Below are 14,198 nucleotides of genomic sequence, written 5' to 3' on the forward strand. Positions count from 1 at the left end.
GGTGAAGGGCGCCGGGCGCTGGGCCAGGAGGGGGGCCTTCGCCTCCGGCTTCGGCAGTACGGCCGGCGCCTTGGCGGACTTGGCCACGGTCTCCTCCGTCGAGGCGGGCCCGGACTTGAAGGCATAGCTCGCCGCGCGGAACGGCTCGACCAGGCCCCACCAGATCAGCTGCAGCGTGCCGGAGAGGATGTTCTTGTGCCGGCGGCGGCTCTGCTGGAAGCGCAGGAGCGCGCCGGCATCGCCGTACATCAGCCCCGCTAGCGCTCCGTAGCCCTTGGGATCGAGGGGCTGGAACTGCAGCGTGACCACCATCTCGTCGCCGGATTGCGTGATCTCGCCGATCTCCACCGGCAGCGGCACCTGCACGGGCGCGCCGTCGATGGGAACCACGGAGAGCTGGCCCATGCGGTGGGTGCTCCCGGCTCCCGGCGGCAGGCCCTCGGCCCCGAAACGGATCGTGCAGCCCAGCGCCGAGGCGCGCTCGATGGCCACATCGAGGGCGCGACCGCCGAAGACGAGGCGCCCGTGCCGGTTGATCGCCAGCGAAGGGCTCGCCTCGGTGGTCCGGCGCTCGGCCGCCACGCCGAGGGCCACGCCGGCGGTGAGGAGGTTGAAGAAGTTCCACAGGCCCACGACCAGCATCAGGTTGGTGACGCCGGGCTCGAACAGGTAGCGGTAGAGGGCCGTGCCGCAACCGATGAGGAGAAGGCCGTAGACCGCGAAATAGGGCCAGGCCATCGGCGAGAGATGGTCCTGGTCGAGGGCGGCGCCCTTGGCCGTGACGTTGAAGGTCGGCTTGCGCGGCGAAACGATCACCGAAATGATGGCCCGGAAGAGATAGAGGCCCTGGACGTATTCGTAGAGCTCCGAGACGAACGGCCAGCGGAATTTTCCGTAGACGTAGTTCTGCATCATGAGGTTGATGACGATGTAGGTCGCCGTGTAGGCGATCGACTCGTCGACGCTGGCGACGAAGATCTTCAGATCGAAGAAGATGTGCAGCATGGGCGCGAACATGAAGATCATGCGCGGCACCGGGAAGAACCAGAACGTCATGCTCGACAGGTAGGCGAGCTTCTGGATCGGGTGGAGCCCGCGCTTGAACAGCGGGTTCTTGAGCATCAGGATCTGGAACATGCCCTGGCACCAGCGCGAGCGCTGGCCGATGAAGGCCACCAGCGTGTCGGGCTGCAGGCCGGCGATGAGGGGCGTGTCCACGTAGATGCTGTTCCAGCCGCGGGAATGCAGCTCGAAGGCGGTCTCGCAATCCTCGGTGATCGTCACGCCGGAGAAGCCGCCGGCCTCGTCCAGCGCGCGCCGGCGCAGGAGGGCGGCCGAGCCGCAGAAGAACGACCCGTTCCACTTGTCGAGGCCGCGCTGCGTGACCGAATAGAACATCTCGTTCTCGGACGGCATGCGGTCGAAGGTGCGCAGGTTCCGCTCGATCGGGTCCGGATTGAGGAAGGCGTGCGGGGTCTGGACCAGGAACAGGCGCGGATCGGCGGCGAAATGCCCGATCGTCTCCCGCAGGAAGGAGCGGAACGGGACGTGGTCGGCATCAAGGACGACGATGATCTCGCCCTGGGAATGCTTGAGGCCGTTGTTGAGGTTGCCCGCCTTGGCGTGCTGGTTGCGCGAGCGGGTCAGGTAGGTGACGCCGAGCGCCATGCACAGGGCCTGAAGCTCGCTGCGCCGCTGGATCGCCTCCTGCGCCTTGGCCGGGTTGGGATCGGCGCATTTCTGGTCGGTGCCGCCGTCGTCGAGCAGCCAGACGTGGAGCTTGTCGGCCGGGTAGTCGATGAGCTTGGCGGCGGACAGGGTGGTCGAGAGGATCCCCGCATCCTCGTTGTAGCTCGGCACGAAGATGTCGACGGTGGGCAGGTCCTCGGGCGCGCCCATGGGCGGCGTGCTGCGGCGCAGCGGATCGGCGTTGATGATGAGGCTGATGAAGAGGATGAAGACGCAGTAGAGCTCGCCCAGCAGCAGGACGAGGCCGAACCCGAAACTCACCGGATCGGACGGGGACGGCAGCGTGTTCGTGACGCGCCAGAACATGTAGCGCAGGACCACCAGGCTCCCGAGGGCCAGGAAGACGAACCGCGCCGGCGGGTTGTCGAAGAAGATCCACAGCACGATCATCGCCGCCATGGCGCACAGGCTCATGGCGAGCTGATCCTGCGTACTGATCGGCTGGCTCAGCAGAGCGAGTACGGCGACCGTGGACACCAGCCACACGGTCCAGCGCAATGCAGATCTCAAAACGAGTATCCCTCTGGGGGCGGGCAATGGGTCGACGTCGGCAAGTATCGCGCGGCTGGATGAAGCTGTCGTGAGGAAGGATGCTTAACTTCGCGCATCCTCGCGCCCCGATAGCGCCAGTCCGGTCGCGCACACAGAGTGCGGCCAACCGGTTGCGATTATCTTGCCAAGCTCGAAATAGAGAAATCGCGTTTTTAATGTGTCGTTTTGGCCAGAATTGGCCGTCTGCGACGCTGCGGCCCTGCACGATAGTGCGGTGCACCAAAACGGAACACTGCCTATATGGCATCAGAACGCGGCACGGGCCTCCACACTGGAGTAGTAACCGCCGCCCTGAATCCGGTCCTTCACGTAGCCGACGCCGACGGCCATCTTGATCGGGCCGATGGAGAAGCCGGTGACATGGGCGCCGATGCGATACTGGCTGAAGAAACTGTCGCCCAGGAACATCACCTCGGGTCCGATATACACCCCGTCGGCGACCATGTATCCGGCGCGGAAGCGCGTGTAATAGGCGCTGAACTGCGTCGAGTAGGAGCCGAAGGCCGAGACCATCGTGTTTTCCGAGGGCCGAGCATAGAAATTTGCGGCGAGCTTGGCGCCGACGCCAGTTCCGACCACCGGGTTGCCCGGATCGAGGATCGAGAGCTGGTTGCTCCGCACGTTGAAGCCGACGAAGCCGGCCAGGGCGGCATCGCGCCAGATCCACTCGTAGCCGGCGCTGAGAGCGCCTTCCTGCTGGTAGCCATCGACCCGCTGGCCCACCCCCTGACCGGGATAGCTGTAGGTTCCGGCCACGGCCTCGACGCGGACGCGCGGGCCGCTCTGAAGCAGGGTGCCCTCCGTCGCGAACGTGCCGGTGACCGAGCCGAAGGCCGAGCTGTTCGAGGTGACCGACGCCGAGGCATCCACGGCCGTCGTCCAGGCATCGTCGCGGGCGACCGGCTCGGCACCCGTATACCAATCCGCCGCCTGTGCCGGCATCCCGCCGAGGAAGGCCGGGATGAGGACAGCGGTAAGACCTGCAAAACGCTTCATAGCGGCACGACCCTGTTGTCCCGATGCGCCCGGATGCATCCCTCAGCGGGTATCGTTACCATCGACGCTGGCTCCTTTATGTTGCGTCAACGTTAACTAGGACCTAACAGCATCGAAGAAGTTGCCGACCCGCGAAACCTTACTCAAAACTTGCTTGGCTTGACTGCCTTCCGTGCCGTAATTGGACGCAGACTGATCCGTCGCGGGGCAACCGATCCCCGAACCGAGTGCCGGAGCCTCACGGCAGCCCCGAACGGCGCGCGTCACCAGGAACGGCCGCTCGTCATGGTGTAGGCAGGGGGCGGCGTATTCGACGCGAGCGATCCACTCGACGCGCTCCGGACGAGGCCGGCCATCGGCCCGTCTCTCCCTCGGCGAGCGTCCCTCGGGGCGACGCCGGCCGATGTCTTCAACCGGCGCTCACGGGACGATATGGGCTCCGGCCCGCCTCAGGCCGCGGCCGAGGGGGCCTTCCGGGTAGCCTCGCGCATGACGGCTGCGAGGGCGGGATAGCGGAACGGCTTCTCGATATGCAGGAAGGCCCGGGCACTCGCCGGCAGCTGGCCCCCCGGGCTCGCGAGAATGACGCGGATCTGGGGATGGCGGTTGGTCATCGTCACGGCCAGTTGGAGCCCGCTCACCACGGGCATGGCCCAGTCGGCGATCAGGACGTCGTAATCCTTCGCCTCGTCGAGGAGCGCCAGGGCATGCTCGGCCGAGCCGGCCTGGACGACGACGTGACCGAGATCGACGAGGGCATCGGCAAAGCTCTGGCGCACGAGGCTGTCGCTGTCGACGAGGAGAACCCGAAGGGCGGGCATCCGCGCACCGGCCTCCGACGCCTCGGTTTCGGAGGACGCCTCCCCGGCCGGGAGCCAGAGTTCGGCGAGGAAGCTCGTGCCGCCGCTGCCATCCGAGAGCAGCCGAAAGCCACCGCCGACCTGGGTGAGGAGAGCCGCCACCGCCTTGGTCGCCTCGCTGTCGCTCGATGGCATCTCAGCGGCATGGCGGCCCGGCGTTCCGCTGGCCAGGACGATCCGCACGTAGCGGCCGGAGGCGAGGGCGATGCCCTCGTCGTCCGTGAGCACCTTCTCGTCGGCGCCGATGGCGAACCCTTCCGACCCGATGTCGCGGACATGGAAAGCGAGGTTGAGGAGGACGGCCTCCAAGACCTTCTCGCTGCACAGCACCTTGGCCAGTCCCGGGCGGACGCGGGTCTCGACCGTGGTCTGATGCAGCACGTTGGCGCCGAGGAACGGGCCGAAGGCGGCCAGCGTCACACCGACATCGGTTTCCTGAAGGCCGGTATCGTCACGGCGCACGAAGTTGACGAGGCGTCGGGTCAGGCTCGATCCGCGGTGCGCGCCCGCCAGGGCGGCATCGATCAGGCGCCCCTGATCCGAGGGAAGATCATGGCGCCGTTGAAGGGTCGCGAGATTGGCGATGACGACGGTGAGAACGTTGTTGAAGTCGTGGATCACCCCATCCACCACCTTGCGCAGGACGGTGCCGGTGCGGGATTCCGCGGGAGCATCGCTCTCCCGGCGACGGCGCTCGATCGGAGACGCGCCGCCATCCGCCTGCGAGCCGCCGACGAGATCCGCGTCCTTGACGGTCTCCCCGACGAATTCGCGGCTCAGCGCATGCAGGATTGTGGGCTTGGCCGTCTGCGTGTCGCCCTCGGCGCGAATGAAGCGAACGAAGAGGCGACGCTGGCCATTCTCCGCCATGCTCCCGGTGGTGTGCAGAACGACGTCGTGCGGGCCCGGCTGATCCAGCGCCGCCTGCATCGTGAAATCCATGAGGTCGCGGTCGTCCGGGGCGATGCCGCTCTTCAGGTCGGTGAGGGCGACGGCGCGGTCCGGGACGGCATGGGTCGAACGCGTGGCGGGATCGGACCAGGTGACGCTGCCGGAATCGATGTCGATCTCCCAGTAGGTCCAGCCCGACATGGCCTCGAAGGTGCGGAAGCGCTCCCGGATGCGCGAGAGGGCCGAGCGCGTCTCCTGCAGGGCGCGGACGCCGCTGCGCTCCCGTGCGACGAGGCGCTCCTCGTGTTCCAGCAGTTCCGCGATGCGCGAGGGCGACGAGACGCCCTGCTCGCTCTCCCCGATCAGCTTGAGCCGCCGCACGATGCGGTCGCCGACGACCCAGCCGGCGCAGGCCGTCAGGAGGCAGACGGCGAGCCATAGCGCCACGCTCCCGTTGTCGGGCAGGGACGCCTCGAGGCTCCGCGGCAGCCCGGCATTCGGCACCCGCGCCACGGCGAGCCAGCCCGATGGGCCGAGATCGCGGAATCCCGCACTCGGCGTCGCCTGTTCCACCACCTCCCGTGCGCCGGCCGCCTGTTGCGCCATGAGACCCGAACCGGGCCGCGCGTCGGCGCCGAGGACGAACAGGCCCATGGCACCGCCCGTCACGCGAGACGGCCCGAGCACCTTGTCCTGGATGTCGCCGAGCCACGCCTCGTTGAGGCGCGCGACGAGGATATCCTCGCCCGCAGACACACTTGCCGAAATCGGGAGCGCGATGTCGAAGACGGTCTGGCCACTGGCCCCCGGGGACGGGACGGCGACGATGGCCTGGGAGGTCCTGGCCCGCAGGAACCAGGACCGGCCGGACACGTCCCGGCCGAAGCCGAGATCGTTGCCGGCGACCTTCACGCGGCCATTCGGGGCCACGAGGTTGAGTTCGGCATAATCGGGGCGCAACCTGAGCCAGGCGCTCAGGACCGGCTGCAGTTCATCCGCATCGAGGCGCGGAGACGCCTGTTTCAGGGTGATCGCGAGGGTCTTGAGGTCCTGGACGACGTCATAGACCCCACGATCGACCGCGGCGGCGAAGCGCTGGGAGGTCTGGGCGGCATCGAGGGGCTTGCGCGCGTCGGTCCGGTTCAGGCTGGAGATCGTCATGCTGCCCGCGACGACGGCGATGCCGACGAGCGCGGAGGCCCCCGCCACCAGGGCATAGAGCGACTTCAGCGACATCAGGCTCAAGCCGAGCTTCTTCATCTCATCTCACGCTGATCGTTCTCGACATCACACCGAGACAGCGTTCCAGACTGCCAGGCCTCCATCAAACACACCGATCAGCGTTAAAAATCATTTAAGCTTGACGGTTAGTGGGTTGCAATCGTTGAGGGGTTTCGAACGGAGCGGGATTTTTTGCCGGTGCGCCCCGGCCTTTCCCAAAGCCGCGAGGGCCGTGGGTTCCCCCGGCCGTCACGTGGCGACCGGGCGTACCTCAAGGGCCGAGGGTGTGCCGCACGCCCGGCAGAAGCGCTCGAAGGTGCTTTTGCGGTGGTCGCAGGCGGGGCAGCGCTCGAAAGCGCCAAGGCCGCAATGAGGGCAGAAGTTCAGGCTCGGATCGTCGAGAGCGATGGGCCGCTCGCAGCCTGGGCAGGATTTCTTGGCGAGGCGCTCCAGCGCCTGATCCGTGGCGATCTCGCCCCGGCGCTCCTCGGTCGGGCGCGTTTCCGCGAGCTTCTGCCGCTCGTTGTAGGATTGCAGAGCGCCGATCGCGGCGCGGCCTGCGATGAGGGTCACGAGGACGCCGACACCGTATTGCACGTAGCCGCCATAGCTCGGCAGGTAGGGGACGAGCTCCACGAAGAACGCGAAGGTCGCCGCGAAAGCAAAGCCCCAAACGAAGGGCCAATTGCGGCTCCGCCGTCGCTCGAGCAGCAGCCAGCCGGCCAGCGCCAGGAGCGGCAGCGTCAGGGCGAGGCGATATCCGAAGACGCGCAGCTCTTGCTCCCGCTCGGCGGCGTCGAGCCTGACCTGGGCCGCCATGCGCCGTTCGCTCTCCGCCCGCGTGAGCGGCTCCTCCAGCTCGGAGAGATCGAGGCGGGCCTTGGCCAACGCTTCAAGCCGCTCCTCGATGGCCCGCTCGGCCCCCTTCAGGGCATCGAGGCCCTGCGTCCGGGCGATCAGGTCGGGATCCTGATCGACGCGCTGCGTCGCGTCGCGGGTCCTCAGCCAGTTGGCGAAGGTCTCGCGTGCCGCCTCCGAGGCCGCGCGCGCGGCATCGAGGGCGAGCTGCTCCTGCTCCGTCCGGCGTCGGTTGTCGTCCTGCTCCCGGCGGATCCGCTTCAGGGACTCGACCGCCGCCTCGTCCGTTGGTCCGTCGAGGAACTGTTCGAGGGTCTGGCGGTGCTCCACCTGCGGCAGGTCGCCGACGACGAGGGAGCCGAGGCCGATGAGGAACCAGGCGAAGAGGACGGCGATGAGCCAGAGTCCGAGCGTCAGCCAGCGTTCGGACAATCTGCGGCTGGAACGCATACGATGAGTCCTGTCGAAGGCCCCGCCTCTCCCGACTCCGCGAAATCGGGGTTGGTTGGCCGCACGTGCGTGACGGTGCCGGAATCCGGCGCTGCCGGGTGTAATCGCCTTCGATCCGCGGGAACAGGCCCGAGCCGGGAATGGTCCCGTGTCGCCCACCGGTCAGGGATGGCCTGCGCTCTGCCCCCCCTTTACCGCCGTGGGCGGAGCGATGTGCTTTGACGTAAGTGTTGTCGATGGCTGCCGCTTCACCTGACCACCTAGCCTTGGCCAAGGCGGCCAGCAGTCCCCGCCAGAAGCCCCGCCTAAACCACCGGTCAAAGCGATTGTAGACCATAGTCCACTGGGTAATTCCGCCAGCGGCAACCCTAGTTGAGCAAATGCAGGATGCCCGAGACGATCTTCCGGTCGTCCTTGCGCTTGGGGCCGGGCTGGTGGACCGGCATGAACGGCTTGATCACCGTCCACTGATCATCTGAGAGCCAGAGCAGGTCCGCCATCATCGCCTCCACGCTGAGAACGGACGGCGTGAATCACAAAATCACAGTCTCAGCAATATCTTGGCTCGGTTCAGACCCTACGAACCTGTCACCGGTCGGTTTGTAAGCGGAAATGGCGCCATGGCCGCATCCAACGCTTCCGTCCGCTCGTAGATGGCATAGCCGCGCTCATCACAGACATACGCCGGGATGCACCCGGCCGAAGCCAGGGTCCTTCTGTAAAGGGCGGACCAATTCCAGGCCGCTGCGGCGGAGTAAAACCAGGCCAATGGCGGCTGGCTGTTTGAACGATGAAGGGGCCCGATCGTGAAGCTCAAGTTGGCAGGATCTCGCCCGTCTCGGGATCGTGGGGGTCGGCCGTGGCCCGGTTTTGCTCCGCCCTGCCGTCGGCGCGACTGCGCCGGCTGCGGGAGGATTTGAGGCGGTAGCTGTCGCCGTTCAGGCTGAGGAGGCTGACGTGGTGGGTGAGCCGGTCGAGCAGCGCGCCGGTGAGCCGCTCCGCGCCCAGAACCGAGGTCCAGTCCTCGAACGGCAGGTTCGAGGTCACCACGGTGGAGCCGCGCTCGTAGCGTTGCGAGAAGGTCTCAAACAGCAACTCGGCCCCCGTCGGCGACAGCGGCACGTAGCCGACCTCATCCTGAGCCTGTCGAAGGATCGTCGACGATCAGGAGCTTAGCGCAAGCGAGTTCGCGCTGCAGCCGGAGCAGACGGCGCTCGTCACGGGCCTCCAGAAGCTGGTTGACCAGAGAGGCCGCGGTGGTGAACGCGACCGAGAAGCCCTTCTGACAGGCCGCCAGGCCGAGAGCCAAGGCGATGTGGGTCTTTCCGGTGCCGGAGTTGCCGAGCGCGATGACGTTCTCCCGGCCAAGGATGTAGCCGCAGCGCGCCAGCTCCAGCACGAGCATCTTGTTCAGGCTCGGGATCGCGGTGAAGTCGAAGGTGTCGAGGCTCTTCACCGCCGGGAAACGGGCCGACCGGATCCGGCGTTCGACCCTGCGCCGTTCGCGATCGATCAGTTCCAGCTCGACCAGACGGAGCAGGTAGCGCGGATGGTCGATGCCGCCCTGGGCGCACTCCCGGGCGACCTTGTCGTACTCGCGCAGCACCGTGGGCCGCTTCAGCTGCTTGAGGCGGTGGGCGAGCAGGATCCCCGGCGTGCCGCCGGTGGTGCCGCCCGGCATCGTCTCGTCACGCGTCGTACTCATGCCGCCACCTCCGGCACCAGCACCGTGTAGTCGGCGGCCACGGTCGTCCTCACCATGACCTTCAGCAGATGCGGATAGGCCGCCAGGTCGAGCCGGGGCGGTCGTCGCTCCAACCGCGCCAGCGCGATCAGCTTGACCGCGTCGAAGCCGATCGCCCCGAGCCGGATCGCGTGGGTGACGCCCGAAGCCACGACGTCCTTGGGCATCGCCTCCATCAGGCGCAGCACCTGGATGAACTCGCGCTTGCTGCGGTTGCCCATGCGCGCCTCCAGGAGGTGGCGCAGGTGCTGGAACGCCTCGGGCAGATCCCAGCCCTGGAGTGCGGCCGCCTGGTCGAGAGCGTTCGGTTTGGTCTCGATCAGCGCGAGGTAATGCAGCGGATCGAAGACGAACACACCGGTGCCGTAGCTACGCAGGTGCCGGGCGATCTCGATCCCCGCACACAGGACCACGACCTCCTCGACGAAGCCCTTCACCAGCACGTCCCGGAAGCCGTAGGCGGTTGGCACCGAGTAATCGTTGCAGCGGTAGCGAAACAGCGCGGTCGAGGAGACGCGCCCAGCCCGCTTCTCGCACGGCTCCAACGGGACCGCCGGCAGGGCACGCAGGACGGCACCATCGGCGACCAGTCGCGTGCCGATGCTCTCGGCATGCTGCCCGGCCCGCTCATCCTGCCGGGTCCGACAGCGTCGCTCCAGATCCGCGTTCAGCGCCTCGAAGGACGCCGCTACCGGGGCCGGGGTCATGAAGTTGGACCGGGCGTACTTGACCAGGCCTTCGACCTTGCCCTTGTCGTTGCCCTTGCCTGGACGCCCGAAGCGGTCTCGGAACAGGTAGTGGCTCACCAGCTCGGTGAAGGCCCGGGTGCGCTCGCGTTGACCCCCGCCGCAGATCTTGGCGACCGCGATCTTGGTGTTGTCGTAGAGGATCGACAGCGGCACGCCGTCGAAGAACCCGACGGCGGCGACGTGCCCGTCGAGGAACGCCTCGGTGGTCTCCCGCGGATACGCCTTCACGAAGCAGGCGTCGGAATGCGGCAGGTCCATGCAGAAGAAGTGGATCTTCCGGCGCACGCCGCCGATGGTGGCGATCGCTTCGCCGAAGTCGACCTGCGCGTGGCCGGGTGGGTGCGCCAACGGCACGAAGGTCTCTCGCCCGCTCGCGCGTGCGATCCGGACATGGTCCTTCCAAAGCCGTCCGGCTGCAGCGCGAACTCGCTTGCGCGAAGCTCCTGATCGTCGACGATCCTTCGACAGGCTCAGGATGAGGTCGGCTACGTGCCGCTGTCGCCGACGGGGGCCGAGTTGCTGTTTGAGACCTTCTCGCAACGCTACGAGCGCGGCTCCACCGTGGTGACCTCGAACCTGCCGTTCGAGGACTGGACCTCGGTTCTGGGCGCGGAGCGGCTCACCGGCGCGCTGCTCGACCGGCTCACCCACCACGTCAGCCTCCTCAGCCTGAACGGCGACAGCTACCGCCTCAAATCCTCCCGCAGCCGGCGCAGTCGCGCCGACGGCAGGGCGGAGCAAAACCGGGCCACGGCCGACCCCCACGATCCCGAGACGGGCGAGATCCTGCCAACTTGAGCTTCACGATCGGCGACGAACGATGAAGGGGCCCGATCGGGCCCCTTCATCGTTCAAACAGCCAGCCGCCATTGGCCTGGTTTTACTCCGCCGCAACGGCCTGGAATTGGTCCGCCCTTTACAGCCATCGTACTCACCTCGGAATGATGACGATACCAGCCTGTCATGCTCGGTGTTCGAGGGGCTAAACGGGGAGGGCCTCGCGTTCGGTCGAGCCGACGGCGTACCGCGGAAACAACTCCATCTCGCGCTCCATCAGGTCGACCTTGAAGCCTCCGTACTTTCGGCCTTCGGTCTGTGGCGCGTGTCCCTGGATGGCATCCAGGATCGAGTCTCGCATCCCGCCTCTTCGACCGCGCGTCTTGAAGCTGTGACGCCAGCCGTGGTTGGGGTCGACGCCGACGTCGACGATCCCGAGCTTCCGGACCCAAGCCGCTAGCCGCTCGCCAACTTTCTTCGATAACGGGTTGGCGGACGAGCCGCCGCGTCCCCGGGTCGGGTCGTAGAACAGGGGGCCCGTCCGTGTGCCGACGTAGTCGAGGAAGCCCATCTCGACGAGATGCGGGTGGATCGGGACGTCCCGGAACCGCTTCGTCTTCACCGTCCCCGCCTCGGGGGTGATGCGGAAGACCGGTATGCCCCCCTCGTGGCGCACGTCCTTGCGGCGCAATTGCGTGATCTCTCCGACCCGTGCCCCTGAGTATGCGCACAGCCATGGAACCCATCGCCGGGCCGCGGCATGCTCGGGGCTCAGGCGCCCGCCTTGGTCCGCGAGGGCCGCCGCCAGGATGGTCGAGGCCTCCGCCTCGGTGAAGCCGCGGTCGCGCAGCACGACCTCCTCCACGACTTTCACCCTGATGCCCGCACAAGGGTTGGCCGCGACCTTCCGCTTGCCCTGGAGCCATCCGAAGAGTGCCTTCACCGAAGCGAGGTAGACGTCGCGGATGGTTTTGTCGGCTCGCTTGTCCGCGGCAAGTCCATCGACCCAATCGGCGACATGATCCGGCGTGACGCGAGCGAGGTCGTCATGCCCGACGAAGGCGGTCAGCGTTGCCAAGGCAGGCTCCCAACGCTTCCGGGTGGACGCCGCGAGCTTCGAAGCTTCGGCGTACTTTCCGAACCATTCCTCCAGCGGCAGAACGACCGTGGGGGCGACTTCCGGAATCTTCGGGAACCGCCCGGCCATCGGGTCGGGACTGAAATCCCCGCTGAAGTACTTCATGCTCTGCTCGACGGCCTGGAGGATCGCCTTTGCTATCGCGAGATCCAGCGCGCCCCGCGTATCCGGGTGGATGACCAGCCCCTTGCACGCAAGGTAGGCGTCAATGTCCTTGCCATGGTAGCACAAGAACTCCGCGCGATGTGCCGGGCTTGGATCGTCGACGTACCGGTGGATCATCACCGAAGACATCAGATTGAAGGACGGCGAGAATTTGCCGGCTTGAAACTGTGGAATGAGGTTCTCGTAGAAATCGCCCGCCATGGCGTTGACCTCAAGAAGGCTCAGCTGCCGCACGCCAGCCCGTAGGTTCGCCCACCGGGCCTCGACGACTGCCGGATGGGCAACATGGCGGCGCTTGGCCTCGCCGACGTCCTTCGTCCCGAGGCTCGCCTTCTCCTCACGCTTGCCCACGAGCGCCATGAGGTCCTTCGGGATCCGCTTGCGGAACCAGAAAACACCGGTCTTCGGATGGGGCCAGGGACGCGACATTGCCAGAACCACGTGTGTACCACCGGACGGCCACGAAGTCGCTGTTTCCCTTGGGAACGTCTGAAAATAAAGGCTTTTCAGGCTGAATGGCGGAGAGGGGGGGATTCGCCGCCACCGCCCCTAATGCCCTATAAACACACGGCTTCTTCAGGCGCTCTATGCCAGCTTCGTAGCAGCGTTTCGGTGTACTCGTCAAACCCAGAATGTGCCAGGGAGGCATGGTTGACAAGCGGCAGAACCCGTGAGCTCAGGCCTAACAGCATTCATGAAGCGAAAGTCTAGGCATAACGTAGAATTCGAACCGTGTTCAAATCACCCAAGATCTTTTCTTGCGTTCGTTTCTAACCTGACCGGTGTCTTGTGCCAATCAGATCAGTGATCGCGACCTCTTGAGAAGTGTGCCGGCGTGTCTTTCAGATCAATTTTGTCACGGGTGTGGCAATATCGGACGCGCCTATTACTGCGACATCGCCTGAGCGTAGCTAGGTTTCGGCACACGAGGGCCATGTTGTTGAGCCAGAAAGGCGTTATTCTCGAGATAACGGGGGCAAGTAGCATTTCGATGCACCGGCGCAGGGTGGGAATCTACGGAAGAGGTCACCCGGCTGGAATACCAGCATCGTTACCTGTCTTAGCTTGTAAATGATTAGTTGCCAACTATTCGGAAACGGTCGTTTGCTTGATTAGCGCAAAAACTTAATAGTTAGCACATAATTTGCTTGTCAGAAAATTTTTAAAACTTAAATATTGCGAATTTCAAATGTTTCAGTTCGGCACACAAACTGAACCGCGTTTATATCCCAGTGTCTTATTTTTCCAAGGCGGCTTACTGTGCCAATGGATTGGCATGCCCATGCTAGATAAGGCGGCGTTCGGTTACCTTCAGCTGCAGAAATATTTAATTGTATCAATTCTAATGTTGAGGACATTGCTGCTTTGCGTAATTTATCTCTTGTGTGTGTATCCGAATTTTGCAATCCGATCTTTTATGTGCATCTGCTCCGAGATGCTTTAGCTCGGCATTCGAAATGCTCCGCGTTTCCCGAACGCAATCCGAACAGGAGTCCCGGCTCGGCATTCTCTATCGCACCCATCGCGAGGCGCTGTTGCGGTTTCTCGGCCGGAAGGTGGGCGTTCACGAGGCTTCCGATCTGGCGCACGAGACGTTTCTTCGCGTTGCTCACATCGCCCTGGACGATCCCCCGCTGCAGAACGAACGCGCATTCCTGTTCAAGGTCGCGGCGAATTTGGCGATCGATCATCGGCGAGCCGAGGCACGTCGGGCACGCGTGCTCACCGCGGAGGACATTGCCAGCCATCTTTCGGTGCCGGACGACGCACCGGGACCGAACCGGGATGCCAAGGCCCGTGCCGATCTCCGCCTTCTGACGCAGGCGCTGTCCGAGTTGCCGCCTCGCCGGGCGACCGCATTCCGTCTCAGCCGGATCGAGGGCATGAGCCATGCGGCCATAGCTGCGCATCTCGGTGTTTCGCTGCGCACAGTCGAATCGGAGGTTCGGATGGCACTGGACCATTGCGCCGAGCGCCTACGGATCGATCACCATGGACGCTGATTGCGGGGCGGCACCGGCGGTGGCGTCTTCCAACGTATCGGCCCG

8 protein-coding genes and 2 pseudogenes are annotated in these 14,198 nt (G+C 65.4%); 2 read left to right on the plus strand and 8 right to left on the minus strand.

The genetic code is table 11. The annotated features are described in order from the left end of the window. The 7 genes and pseudogenes from bcsA to istA all read right to left on the minus strand — a co-directional run. On the minus strand, positions 1-2,259 hold a 2,259-nt coding region (bcsA, locus tag FPV16_RS20270), incomplete at its 3' end, for a UDP-forming cellulose synthase catalytic subunit (protein WP_227440168.1). Positions 2,260-2,547: 288 nt separating this feature from the next. Beyond that, on the minus strand, positions 2,548-3,297 hold the full coding sequence (gene bcsS, locus FPV16_RS20275; protein WP_413629326.1) for a cellulose biosynthesis protein BcsS: 750 nt from the start codon (positions 3,295-3,297) through the stop codon (positions 2,548-2,550). Between the two features lie 449 nt (positions 3,298-3,746). Then, positions 3,747-6,308, minus strand: coding sequence for a response regulator (locus FPV16_RS20280; protein ID WP_227440169.1), 2,562 nt, complete (start codon positions 6,306-6,308; stop codon positions 3,747-3,749). A gap of 210 nt (positions 6,309-6,518) precedes the next feature. Further along, positions 6,519-7,577 carry a zinc ribbon domain-containing protein gene (locus FPV16_RS20285; RefSeq protein ID WP_227440170.1) on the minus strand — a complete coding sequence of 353 codons (1,059 nt, stop codon included), beginning with the start codon at positions 7,575-7,577 and terminating at the stop codon, positions 6,519-6,521. 181 nt (positions 7,578-7,758) lie between these two features. After that, a pseudogene (locus FPV16_RS20290) lies at positions 7,759-8,077 on the minus strand (transposase); the annotation flags it as partial. Between the two features lie 313 nt (positions 8,078-8,390). Next, positions 8,391-9,282 (minus strand): annotated as a pseudogene (istB, locus tag FPV16_RS20295) (IS21-like element helper ATPase IstB). Beyond that, positions 9,279-10,610 (minus strand): IS21 family transposase, encoded by a 1,332-nt coding sequence (gene istA / locus FPV16_RS20300; protein WP_227440171.1) that lies wholly within the window; start codon positions 10,608-10,610, stop codon positions 9,279-9,281. Before istA ends, istB begins: the two are co-directional and overlap by 4 nt. On the opposite strand from istA, the gene FPV16_RS20305 reads away from it, so the two are divergent. Continuing rightward, on the plus strand, positions 10,560-10,868 hold the full coding sequence (locus FPV16_RS20305) for an ATP-binding protein (protein ID WP_227440172.1): 309 nt from the start codon (positions 10,560-10,562) through the stop codon (positions 10,866-10,868). The two genes, istA and FPV16_RS20305, sit on opposite strands and share 51 nt — an antisense overlap. 184 nt (positions 10,869-11,052) lie before the next feature. On the opposite strand, the gene FPV16_RS20310 is transcribed toward FPV16_RS20305, so the two are convergent. After that, the gene (locus FPV16_RS20310) at positions 11,053-12,579 is read right to left on the minus strand and encodes a site-specific integrase (protein WP_227440173.1); all 1,527 of its coding nucleotides are present in this window, start codon (positions 12,577-12,579) and stop codon (positions 11,053-11,055) included. Positions 12,580-13,550: 971 nt separating this feature from the next. Here FPV16_RS20310 and FPV16_RS20315 point away from each other — a divergent pair. Beyond that, entirely contained in the window at positions 13,551-14,153 is a 603-nt protein-coding gene (locus tag FPV16_RS20315) for an RNA polymerase sigma factor (protein WP_227440174.1), read from the plus strand. The last annotated feature ends 45 nt before the right edge of the window (positions 14,154-14,198 follow it).

Origin of the sequence: Methylobacterium sp. W2 (assembly GCF_020662345.1) — a bacterium.
GTDB lineage: Bacteria > Pseudomonadota > Alphaproteobacteria > Rhizobiales > Beijerinckiaceae > Methylobacterium.

Coding starts and splice junctions, on each gene's coding strand:
- bcsS (WP_413629326.1), bottom strand. CDS start 3,297: ATGAAGCGTTTTGCAGGTCTTACCGCTGTCCTCATCCCGGCCTTCCTC.
- FPV16_RS20280 (WP_227440169.1), bottom strand. CDS start 6,308: ATGAAGAAGCTCGGCTTGAGCCTGATGTCGCTGAAGTCGCTCTATGCC.
- FPV16_RS20310 (WP_227440173.1), bottom strand. CDS start 12,579: ATGTCGCGTCCCTGGCCCCATCCGAAGACCGGTGTTTTCTGGTTCCGC.
- FPV16_RS20285 (WP_227440170.1), bottom strand. CDS start 7,577: ATGCGTTCCAGCCGCAGATTGTCCGAACGCTGGCTGACGCTCGGACTC.